Annotated in this window: 6 protein-coding genes; all 6 read right to left on the minus strand. The window is 62.0% G+C overall.

Going from position 1 to position 11,631, the window contains the following annotated elements:
* Nucleotides 1-32 precede the first annotated feature (32 nt).
* A complete protein-coding gene (locus Q0248_RS02620) occupies nucleotides 33-380 on the minus strand; it encodes a DUF2149 domain-containing protein (RefSeq protein ID WP_299319401.1) in 348 nt (115 codons plus the stop codon).
* 2 nt (nucleotides 381-382) lie between these two features.
* Entirely contained in the window at nucleotides 383-985 is a 603-nt protein-coding gene (locus tag Q0248_RS02625) for a MotA/TolQ/ExbB proton channel family protein (RefSeq protein WP_211788143.1), read from the minus strand.
* A 7-nt stretch (nucleotides 986-992) separates the two neighbouring features.
* The gene (locus tag Q0248_RS02630; RefSeq protein WP_299319405.1) at nucleotides 993-1,673 is read right to left on the minus strand and encodes a hypothetical protein; all 681 of its coding nucleotides are present in this window, start codon (nucleotides 1,671-1,673) and stop codon (nucleotides 993-995) included.
* 13 nt (nucleotides 1,674-1,686) lie between these two features.
* The gene (locus Q0248_RS02635; RefSeq protein ID WP_299319406.1) at nucleotides 1,687-6,018 is read right to left on the minus strand and encodes a cobaltochelatase subunit CobN; all 4,332 of its coding nucleotides are present in this window, start codon (nucleotides 6,016-6,018) and stop codon (nucleotides 1,687-1,689) included.
* Nucleotides 6,019-6,714: 696 nt separating this feature from the next.
* A complete protein-coding gene (locus tag Q0248_RS02640) occupies nucleotides 6,715-8,325 on the minus strand; it encodes a RagB/SusD family nutrient uptake outer membrane protein (RefSeq protein ID WP_299319408.1) in 1,611 nt (536 codons plus the stop codon).
* 18 nt (nucleotides 8,326-8,343) lie between these two features.
* A complete protein-coding gene (locus tag Q0248_RS02645) occupies nucleotides 8,344-11,616 on the minus strand; it encodes a SusC/RagA family TonB-linked outer membrane protein (protein WP_299319411.1) in 3,273 nt (1,090 codons plus the stop codon).
* Between the last annotated feature and the right edge of the window lie 15 nt (nucleotides 11,617-11,631).

The raw sequence follows: 11,631 nt of genomic DNA on the forward strand, positions 1-11,631 counted from the left end.
CGGCGCTTCGGCTAGGGACTTAGCCCGTGGGGCTAGTCCTCGGGGACGTAGTAGACCTGGCCGTCCTCCATCTCGTAGGCGACGCCGACCTTGCGCCCACGGCTGCCCTGCTTGCTGTCCTGGGCATCCTTGCTGGGGGTGTAGCGCTCGATCTTGCCGCCCTTCTTGGTGATGATCTCCATGTTGTCCTTCCCTGGGTTCTTGACCACAGAGAAGTCCTCCTGGGTGAAGACCTCCGTCATATTCATATTCATCACCATGGCCACCATCAGCGAGACGGCGAAGACCATAGCAACGTCGAAGAGGTTGACCACGACCGTCAGCGGGTCGGTATCCTCGCCCTGCATCAGCTTGCTCGGGCGGCGGGGCTTGCGTGCCATACTTACTTCTTAGCTTGGGCCTCCAGCAGGAGGGAGGAGACATACTCGAGGATGCTGACGTCACGCGTGTACCAGCGCTGCTTGTACTGCAGGGTGATGAGGCCGACGAGGCTGATCACCAGCCCCACGACCGTCGTGGCGAAGACGACTTGCATATTATAGGCCATAGCCGCGATGTCGCCCGAGGAAAGCCCCACCAGCGCGGGGCTCATCGCGATGAGCGTCCCGACGAGCCCGAGTACAGGGCCGATCTTGGTCAGGAGCTTGGAGAGGGTGAGGTCCTTCTCCGCTACGTGCTCGTAGCTGCTGAGCTGGTAGTTGACATAGTCCTCCGTCAGCCCTTCCCGCTGCAGTAGGTCATCGAGGTGCTCTACGAAGGCCGAGCGGCGCGTCTTCGGCAGACGAGCCTGCAGCTCGGCGAGCGTCTCGGGCGTCAGGCTGCGGACGTCCCCGATGAGGCGCGTCGTGTGGCGACGCTGCATGAAGGCATTGTAGAAGCTCCCCACCAGCATCAGCGAGCGTAGGAAGAGGAGGATGAGGAAGAGGATGTCTGGAATGAGCAGACTGTTGGCGATGAGGAAGAGGAGCTTGGAGATCTGATCCATAAGGGATTTATGCTTTGTGTCTAAGGGATTGCTTGATACGAGGGATGAGGTAGCCGAGGCCGAAGCAGAGGATGGAGATCCCCGCACTGAGGGCGAGGCCACGCCAAGCGATGGGGCTGGAGGGTGCCGTACGTACCGTCTCGTCCACTGAGGCGATGATGCCGAGGATGAAGGTGAAGAGCTGCACGAGGAAGAAGACCTCTAGCCGCAGCTCCTCCTCGGGCACGAGCCACCTCAGCGCGCGCCCCAGACCGTAAACGGCAAGGGCGCTAGCCACCGCCAGCAGGAAGGCCAGCAGGCTGAAGCTAACGCCTGGTAGGGCGAAGAGCAGCGTACTCTGTAGATAGAAAAGGACGGGGAAGAGCAGGAGCCCAGGATAGGCTGCCAGCGCTAGGGCTAGCAGCTGCCCCCGCCGAGAGCACGGACGCTCCAGGCGGGAGAAGCTATAGCCAACGAAGAGGGCCACCTCTAGGGAGATGAAGATCGCCGCGTACTCCCGTAGTGAGCGATCAGCGATGTAGGCGGCCAGTCCGGTCTTCGTCTGCTCGATCGCATAGGGTGAGGAGAGATAGACGAAGCCCCCGAGGAGGAGCGCATAGACCAGCGCGTAGCCTCGCGAGGAGAAGGAGAGGCGTAGTGCTGTGGCCAGCACCACGAAGAGCATGAGGATCTGTACGAGCAGTTCCATAGTGCGGCGAGGCTTAGGCGGCGTCTTGGTCGCGACGACGGCGGTAGCGCAGCAGCACCAGCAGGCCGACGAAGAGGACAGCTACCCCAGCCACGACGTAGAGCCCGCTGAAGCTCCTAGACTCGGAGGCAGCGTACTGGTCGCGGACGGTCTCCTTCTTCATCACCATGCCGCTCTTAGAGTCGGGGCCCGTAGCTGTGCCCGACTCGTCGAGCTGCTGCATGCTCTTGTCAAAGGCCTTGGCAGCCTCGGCGTCGACGTGCTGGGCGATGAAGCTACGCAGCTTGCGGTTATCCGCCGTCATGCTTCCCCCGGAGGGGCCGTACTTGGCCACCAGCTCCGTATGGCGCTGCGCCAGCGTCGCCACCTGCTCGGGGCTCGCCTTCCACATGCCCTTACGGATGGTCTCGAGCATCACGGCCGTGAGGTCCTCGAGGGCGGCAGGGCTCTTCTGCTCGAAGCTCCTAGCCACACCGAGCTGATGGACATCCCGCACGTACATATCGTAGAGCTGATCCCAGAGCTCCTTGTCGATGACCTCGGGCTTCATGACATTCCAGCCGTAGGTATTGGTGACGACCTCGGCGATGTTGGCCACGCTATTGGCGCCGCCCGAGAGGGCTTCCTTGACGTAGGCGGGATTGAGGACGGTGCTACGGCTCTCGACGCCTATGGCCTCCTTGAGATCCTGCATGTGCATGTTGGCATGGTTGCGGTAGTCCGCTAGGTAGGTATCGGGGTCCTTGCCCGTGACCTGACGTACGGAGAGCGTCAGCCCGCCCATGAACTCGTAGACGTGGTCAAGGCTGAGGGCACCCCAGGTATTATTCTGTCGCGGCTGGACGACGACGTCGGTATTGCGCAGGGCGGCACGGAAAAGGGGCTTGACGAAGCGCCCCCAGTCCTCCTTCTTGCCCGTATAGGCCGCCCCCATATTATTAAGGTAGACCTCGGCGATCTCGCGCTCGCTGTCCCACTTGTCCCCTGCCGTGACCATCTCCTGAATGCCCGTGCCGTACATACCGTTGATGCCGCCGAAGATGCGGACATTGGCGAGCTCGCGGGCTTCCTTGGGCGAGAGTCCCTGCTCGACGAGCTCCTTCTCAGTGGCCACAGAGCCCTCGGCGACATAGTTCGGCTGCTCCTCCTTGCCCTGCGCTGCGACGAGCTCAATGGCCTTGGTGATGAGCGCCAGACGTGAGGCCGCCAGGTCGCGGAACTGGCCCGAGGTCTGGACCACGACGTCGATGCGGGGACGGCCCAGCTCGCTGGCAGGGATGAGACGGATGTCCTCCACGGTGCCGAACTGGCTACGCACGGGCTCCACCCCGAGCATGTAGAGCACCTGGGCGATGGTCACGCCCTCGGTCTCGACGAACTCGCTGCTCCAGAAGGTATAGCTGACCTTGGTGGGATACTTGCCATGCTGCTCGCGGTAGGCCTTGAGCGTCTGCTGTGCCAGCTGGACGCCGCGGCTCCAGGCACGCTGCGAGGGCGTGCTCTCGGCACGGACAGAGTAGAGGTTGCGCCCTGTGGGGACGGTCTGCGGATTGGCCACGACGTCCCCCCCAGGGCTGGGGGCAGTGAAGCCACCCGCGAGGGCATTGACCAGAGCGTCCAGCTCGAGGCGGGGGCTGGCGACGATCGCCTGATGGTAGCGGGGGACGGACTCGATGGCCTTCACCAGCTCCATGATCACCTCGGCACGCTCACGCTGCTCCTTGCTCACACTGGCTGCAGGGGTGCTGTGCACAGGCATCTGGTGCATGACCTTGGCCGTGCCCTGAGGCTGCTGGGAAGAGGGGGCCGCCGTAGCGGCGTGCTGGGAAGAAGAGGCGGAAGGCTTCGCCTGAGTAGCAGCGGCCTTGGGCTGAGCAGCCGAAGCGCTCGCGGTGAGGGCTGCGGACTGCTTGCCAGCCTGAGTGCGGGAGGCCATCATGCGGGCTCGCATCGCCTCGGTGTCCTGCGGCTTGGTGAGGCGGCGTGCCTCGGCGATCTCAGCGGGGCTGAGCTCAGCGAAGCGTGCGACCTGTACCTCATCCACACGGCCAGCACTGAAGATCTGGCGCACCAGCTGCTGCGCGGGCTGGAGGTAGCGCTGGCCGAAGCGGCGCTTGTCGCTCGTGTTGTCCAGCGGATGAGGTGAGCGCAGGCGATCCAGACGCGCCTTGGCATAGGCAATCGGGTCGGAGCACATAGCGATGACGGTCGACTGCAGCTTGGCTGGCGTATAGCTGACGCCCGTCGTGTAGAGCTGCCCCGTGATCTTCTCCGAGGCGATCTCCTCGGCGAAGTTATCGATGCGCTCGATGTCCTTGGACTCGTAGGGACGTGTAAGGACAGAATCGAGGCGTAGGTCGCGGTGTACGCCGAGACCTACGGCGAGGCGCTTGACAACCAGCGACTGCTGCTCCTTGGCCGCGGGCTCCTTGAGCTCGTAGTACTTCTCGATGGCCTGCTGCAGCTCGGTGAAGATATGGCGTGTGCGGCTCTCATCAAAGGGCGGCGTGATGTAGGAGACGACGCTCGCGTAAGAGCGGCGCTTGGCCATCATGCTCTCCCCGACATTCCCTATAGTATAGTAGTAGAAGTGCGGCAGCGGGGCGACGAGCGCCTCCCCCCAGTCACTGGAGGAGAGGGCGACCTGCTTGCGCGGGGTGAACTCGAGGCTGCCATGCGTGCCGAAGTGCAGTAGGGCATCTGCGGCGAAGGCGTGGCGTGCCCAGAGGTAGGAGGCCACATAGGGGTAAGGGGGCGGAGCGCCTGCGCCGTGGATGATGGCGAAGCTATCCTCGCCGAGGCCCGCCATGGGCTGAGGGAGGAGGGCGACCTTACCGTACTGAATGCGCGTGACCGCCAGCTCGGTGTCCCCCGAGCGCTGCTGCGTCATGTAGCTGCCGGGGGCAGGGCCGTACTTCTCCTTGAGCTCGGCTAGCTGCTGGGCGCTGAGGTCGGCCTGCATCCACTGATCCAGCTCGGCGCGCTTGACCCAGGCGGGGTGGCCGTGCTGGAGGTAGTCGGCCATCATGCCGCCCGAGACCTTCTGGATGACGGGGCCCTCACGCATCAGCTGCTGGGCGAAGGCCTCCTGGGTCTCGGGAAGCCCCGTGAGGTCGTAGCCTACGGACTGCAGGTGACGCAGGAAGCGATAGAGCGAGGGGACGACCTCCAGCCCCTGTGCGGCGAGCGTCTCCTGCCCAGGGCCCTTGAAGTAATAGATCGCTAGGCGCTTCTCGCTATTAGGCTTCTGCTGGAGCGTGAGGAACTTATGTACCAGCGTGGTGAAGCGGGCGAGGCGCTCGGGGATAGCCCGCAGCATCACCAGCCCCTCCTCATCGCGCTCCTCGGTGGAGAGCACGTAGGGGTAGACGGCGCCGTCGAGCTCGGGCATGCCTATCGTCTGGGAGAGGAAGCTGCCCATCATCCCCTGGGGATCGGACTCCCACTCCTGGCGCCCTGCCATGAGGGTGAGCGGAGCGAGCACGGGGATGTTGCGCTCCTTGAGGTAAGCCACGACCTCATCCCCACCCGTCATCGAGATACGGCCGTGGGGGAAGTGGACGAGGAGATCGGGGGAGACCTCCTTGAGGAAGCGCAGGCGCTGGCTGAAGCTCGTCACAGGATAGACGTTGAGCCCCGAGCGCGTCAGGCTCATGATGATGCTGTCGAGGTTCTGCTTGTTGCCGCCGAAGGGGTCATTGAGCCCGCCGACGAGCATGACCTTCTTGGCCCCTGGGTGGTAGTAGCCCTGCTGCTTGAGGTAGGCCTCGTAGTCGCTCAGCTTGGCGAAGGCCACGGACTCATCTACGTGGTAGTAGACATCGGTGGCGCTGGGAGCTACGCTGTCGGGCTCGGGGGCGAACCAGCGCTTGGCATCCACGTAGCGGCGGATGTAGCGGGCTAGTGAGCGGTAGTTGGCCTTATTGCCACTGCCGAAGTACTCGCTGATGCGCTTGCCCTCCTTGCTGCCGAGGGTGTTGATATTGTTCTCGTCGGTGGTGGCGAAGAGGACGAGGTGCTTGGCCCCGTGCTTACCCTGCTCGGCGATCTTAGCCCGATCCTCCGCTGTCCACTTCAGCCCCATGCCAAAGGTCAGGACGCAGTCGTAGTCCTCCAGCTTATCCAGCTCCGTCTGCTCGAGCTCGTCATAGCTGATGTGCCGGCTATCATTGGAGCGGATGATGCCCGAGGACATATAGCCTGGGAAGTTGACCAGAGCGATGCGCGTCGGGGCACCGTAGTGTCCCCATAGAAGGTAGCCCCCTATCCCGACGAGGAGACAGGCTAGGAGGAGGGCGATCAGTCCGCGACGGCGGAGCAGATCCCTGAGCTTGGTAGCACTCATACGTATCTAATAAGGTAGTTCATTGTCCCTACAGTGAGGAGGCGGAGCGGTGCCCCGAGCCCCCTAGCTATAGCGCCATAGAGCTAGGACTATAGGCTGCTGCAAAAGTACGCCAGTCCGCCACGCGGCGGAATACCTATATGTGGGGATATTCGCCCAAGGCCCTCCCTTATAAATAGGTAGGGCCTCCTTCCGAGCCTGCCCGCAGCCCCATCCTACCCCCATCCTACCCGAGCCGCGCCCAGCTCGCGGGCGCTGGCTCGCGGGGGCTGGGCGCTCAGCTGGGGCTAGGCAGTGACCAAGGCGCAGAGCGCGCTACCTGAGTGCTACCCTAGACAGCTGTAGCTACCCAAGCCAAACAATAGCCGTGCCAAAGGAGGCGGGACGGCGAGCGTGCATGAGGGGCAGCCCCACGGGGAGGCTATACCTATATATGAGGTAAGCGCGGCTACCCAAGCCGCACAATAGCTGCAGTGGAGGAGGCGGGGCAAAGGAGGCGGGGCGTGCAAGAGAGAGAGTATGTGTGGGGGGAGAGGGGCAGCCCTGCGGGGAGGCTATACATATATATATACATATATGAGGAGTGCCCCTAGCGACCGCGACCAAAAGGGCGAAGCCCCCTACCCTACCCGGGCAAGAGGCTTCTACGGATTGTACTAACTAATTAAGATCAATATGCTCTAGGATCTTATGCGGCTAGGGGTTGTCCTGGCAGAGCTTGTTCCCCTTGAGTTCTTGGTAGGGGATGACGAACTGCCAGCGGTTGTCGTCCGCCGTGGTCGGGATCTCCTTGGCGAGGTTACCCGTATTGCGGTTCAGCCCCACAGTGTAGGCGTTCTTACCTCCACCGAGGCCCTGATAGTTGAGTAGGATGGTGAAGTTGGAGGCCTTGCTGCGGTCGAAGGCCTTCGCCAGACGCTTGAGGTCGAGGAAGCGGACGCCCTCCATGTAGAGGTCGATACGCTTGTGGGCAAAGATCTTGTCGATCAGCGCATCCCCCGACTCGGTGGGCAGGGTGAAGGCAGCATCACGCGTACTGACGATGTCGAGGAGCGTCTGGCGTGCGGCGGCCTCCTTGCCCTGACGGGCCTCAGCCTCGGCCTTGATGTAGTACATCTCAGCCACACGCATCATCACCAGGTCCATGAAGGTAGAGCCCTGAGCCTTGGAGCGGAACTTGATGCACTGCCCCGTGATCTCCCACTGAGGCACATCACCGTTCATCGCGAAGTAGACGCTGTAGGCATCCTTGGGCACCTGGTCACCCTGGTCGAGACAGACCCACCACTTGCGGCGTACGTCGCCCGAGCCGAGCTGATCGTAGATGTCGCGGTTGATGGCGTAGCGCAGGTACTTGTTGTGTCCAGCGACATTATAGGAGTAGGCTATGGAGAAGCTCCCCCAGCCTGTATCCTGGGTATCGCTCTGGTGATAGCCCCACATCCACTCAGGTGCCTTGTAGTTGTTGAAGCCGTCGATGAGCTCCTCACCCTTCGCTAGACGCGAGTTGGACTTCTGGATCGCCTGCGTAGCGTAGTCCTCTGCCGCAGCCCAGTCCTCCTTGCACAGGGCTACACGCGCTGCGATACCGCAGACGGTGGAGTAGCGCAGGTGGTTGCGGTCGGTGGCCTGCTCCAGCCCCTTGAGCACGTCGAGGGACTCCTTGAGGTCCTCCTCGATCTGCTTGTAGGTCTCAGCGACCGTGGAGCGCTCCATGGGCTCGAACTGCTTGGACTGATCCTTATCCGTCCTGAGGATGACCCCGAGGTCGGTGGCAGCGGTAGCTGCACGGTAGCGCTTGGCAAAGAGCTGCACCAGCTGGTGGTAGGCGTAGGCGCGGATGGCCAGGGCCTCGCCATAGGCGTAGCGCGTGGCGACATGCTTACGCTCCTCCTCGGGCAGGATGGTGCGGTAGCCCGCGATCGCCTTATTGGCGTGCAGGATCAGCGTGTAGTAGCCGTCCCATGCCTTGTAGGTGAGGGTCTTGTCCGTGTCGGTACGATCGCGGTGATCCTGCCAGCGGTAGACCGCCATGTGGACGGCGGGCTTGGTATTGATGACATCATCCCCGAGCATATCCAGCTGTACATTCATCGAGGGGAAGCCGTAGGAGAAGACCTGCCCGAAGTTGTACATATACATCATATTGTGCAGGCCGTTGACGAGCCCCACGATACCAGGCTCGGTAGCCTCGGCATCCTTATTACTGAGGTTCGCGGTCGGCGTGACGTTGAGGAAGTCCTTATTGCAGGAGGCCAGCGAGAGGAGCCCGAGGCCGCCTAGGAGTATATACTTCGTGAGTTTCATTGTCGTAGCGATGAGGAGTTAGAAACTTACCTTGAGCGACGTAGAGAAGGTGCGTGGCTGGGCGTAGCCTGCTACAGAGATCACCCCAGAGTAGCTCTGCATCGGGTTCATCCCTCGGCGTGCCGAGAGGACGAAGAGGTTCTCGGCCATGACGCCTATGGCGGCACCCTTGAGCCCGAGCTTCTTGACGAGCTTGTCCTCGATATTGTAGTTCAGTGCGATGTTCTTCAGCGCCAGAGCGGAGCTAGAGATGAGGAAGCGGTCGGACTGCAGCGTGGAGTAGTCCTTCCCCGAGGCCGTGAGGGCGGGGACATCAGTGACGTCACCAGGGTTCTTCCACGCCTTCAGGAGATCGGCGTGCTTGGCACGTCCTCCATTGAGGCTGCGGGACATCAGATCAGCGTAGACCTTGTCGTAGGTCTTACCCCCGAGCTGATAGGCGAAGTTGATGCCGAGCGAGAGACGGCGCCAGTTCAGGTTCGTAGAGAAGCCCCCTGTGACGTCGGGGATCGAGCTGCCGCAGAAGTGACGGCGGGCGAAGTTCCCATCCTTGGTATAGGTAGCCTTGTCCGTATCGTTGAGCCCCTTCTGATCAGGGTAGCGCTCCTTGTCGAGGCGGAACATTGGGCGGCCATCGGCAGGGTCTACCCCGAGGTACTCGTTGAGGTAGAAGTCGTAGATGCTCCCGCCCTCGACGAACTTAGTGTACTTGTGCTCGATCCCGTCCTTGCGGTTGGCATCAGGCAGACGGACGATGCGGTTGGTCAGGAAGGTGGCATTAGCCCCGAGGCTCCACTCGAAGTCCTTGGTGCGGAGCAGGGTGCCGTGCAGCTCGAGCTCCAGCCCATAGTTGCGCACCTTACCGATATTCCTATCCTGTGAGCCCATCCCAGAGGAGGCAGGCAGCGAGTAGGCGAAGAGCAGATTGCGCGACTCCTTGTTGAAGAACTCGATCGTCCCCTTGAGGCGGCTGCGCAGGAGGACGAACTCCAGGGCGATATCCGTATTCATCTGCGACTCCCAGACAAGGCTAGGATTCCCCAGTACTGCCATGCGCAGGCCAGGCTGCTGGTCGTTCTCGCTGGACATGCTGTAGAGCGTCTGATAGGGGTAGTAGACCGAGTGGCCCTCCGAGTCGAGGAGGCCGTCATTCCCCGTCCCCCCTATGGAGGCGCGTAGCTTCAGCTCATTGATCCAGTCGTAGCGCTGGAGGAAGGATTCCTTGGAGAGGATCCAGCCCGCACCCAGCGACCAGAAGTTCCCCCAGCGGGCATCGGGAGCGAAGCGTGAGGAGCCATCGCGGCGGAAGGAGGCAGAGAAGTTGTAGCGCTGGTCGTAGGTGTAGTTGAGACGAGCGAAGTAGCCCTCCTTGCGGTAGCGCGTGAGGTCAGAGGTGAGGCCAGAGACCTTGGTATAGTTGGATAGCTGGTCGATGACGAGGAACTTCAGTCCCTTCTTCGACCCATGGAGGTAGTCGTAGTCGTAGCTGTAGCTCTCATGCCCGAGCAGCGCGCTGAGGCTGTGCTTGCCGTAGTCCTTGTCCCAGGAGAGGAGCTGGTTGAAGGTCATCGTCGTCAGGCGTATCTGGTCGTAGTTGAGCAGCCCCTTATTGGACGACTGGTCACCCATGATGTGGTTATAGCGGTGGATGGCCTTCTCGTTGTTCACGTCGTAGGAGAGGTTGAGCTGCAGCTTGAGCCCATCCATAGGCTTGATGTCGACGGTGGTACGGGTGGTGACGACATCCTTGCGCGTCGTACGGAGGTCACGCTGTGCGGTCTCGAGGGCGTTGAACCTCCCTAGGTACGGACGATCCTCGCTGTGGTCCCACTGCGGACGGCCGTTCTCATCGAGGATCAGCTCGCCCGTATGACGATCACGCAGGTGCATGGGGTAGATGGGGGCGATGCCGTTGACGAAGGAGGGCATATTGGAGGAGTAGGCCCCCAGCGTCCCTGGAGCATCCTGCTCGCTACGGGCGAAGGAGAGGCTCCCCCCGAGGGTGAGGTAGCGGCGCAGGTCGTAGCTGAGGTTGACACGCCCCGAGTAGCGGCGGAAGTTGGTATTCTTCAGGAAGCCCGTCTCATCGAGGTAGCCGAGCGAGAGGAAGGAGCGCATCTTCTCGGTATTGAGCCCCCCGCTGACGCTGTACTCCTGGCGGTGTCCGTGACCGAAGAGGGCCTTATCCCAGTCGAGGTCATCGCCCCACTTGAGGCCCGTGATCTCGGGGTTCATCGTCCCGTCGGGGAGCATGACAGCGGGGATGGAGCCCTTCTTGGGATCGTAGGTAGTCCCCAGCTGGTATTCCCCAGAGGCGTCAGGCGTGTAGTAGCGCTTGATCCCTGCGTAGGGGTTGTACTTGAGGTCATTGTAGACATCGATGGCAGCCTGCTGCTTAATCGACGTATCCCAGTCGGCATCGCTCATGCCTGCAGGCTTGCGGTAGTTGAGGCGGTAGTCATTGTACCACTGCTGCCAGTGCACCTTGTAGTAGTCCATGGCGCCGATACGGTCGTAGCTGGGGATCCCGCGCTGGGTAAAGCCCTGGTTCATCGAGAAGCTGAAGCTGGGCTCGCCCTTGCTCGCGCCGCTCGCGCCGCGGCGCGTGGTGACGAGGATGACCCCATTCCCTGCGCTCGAGCCGTAGAGGGCGGTAGAGGCAGCGTCCTTGAGGATAGACACGTTGAGGATGTCGGAGGCGGGGAAGTCGGAGAGGTTACCATTATAGACAGCGCCGTCGACGACATAGAGCGGAGCGGAGGAGGCATTGATCGAGCCGAAGCCGCGGATACGAATATCGGCACCTTCCCCTGGCTGCCCTGAGGGCGAGACGACCTGCAGGCCAGGTGCAGCCCCCGCCAGCGTCGTGGTGATGTTGGCCACGGGGCGGGACTCCAGCTGCTTGGCCCCGAGCGAGGCCTGTGCCCCGACCAGGCTCTGACGCTTCTGCGTCCCGTAGGCGACGATGACGACGTCATCGGTGATGCGCTCCTCGGCCTTCAGGATGATCTTCAGAGGCTTACCCGTGAGGGGCACCTTCTGCGTGAGGTAGCCAATACTGCTGATCGTCAGCGTCTTGGCTTGCTCGGGCAGCTTGAGGGTAAAGCGCCCTTGGATATCGGTGAGCACCCCTGTGGAGGGGAATTCAGCACATACGACACTGGCCGCGATGATGGGCTCCTTGTCGTTGGAGGCGATGACCACCCCTGTGACGGTGATCTGCTTCTTCTGCGCCCAGCTGACTCCTGTGAAGAGGAGCAAGGCCAGGAGAGTGAGTAAACTTCTTCTCATAAGACGCGTGTATTT

Origin of the sequence: uncultured Porphyromonas sp. (genome assembly GCF_938046015.1) — a bacterium.
GTDB lineage: Bacteria > Bacteroidota > Bacteroidia > Bacteroidales > Porphyromonadaceae > Porphyromonas.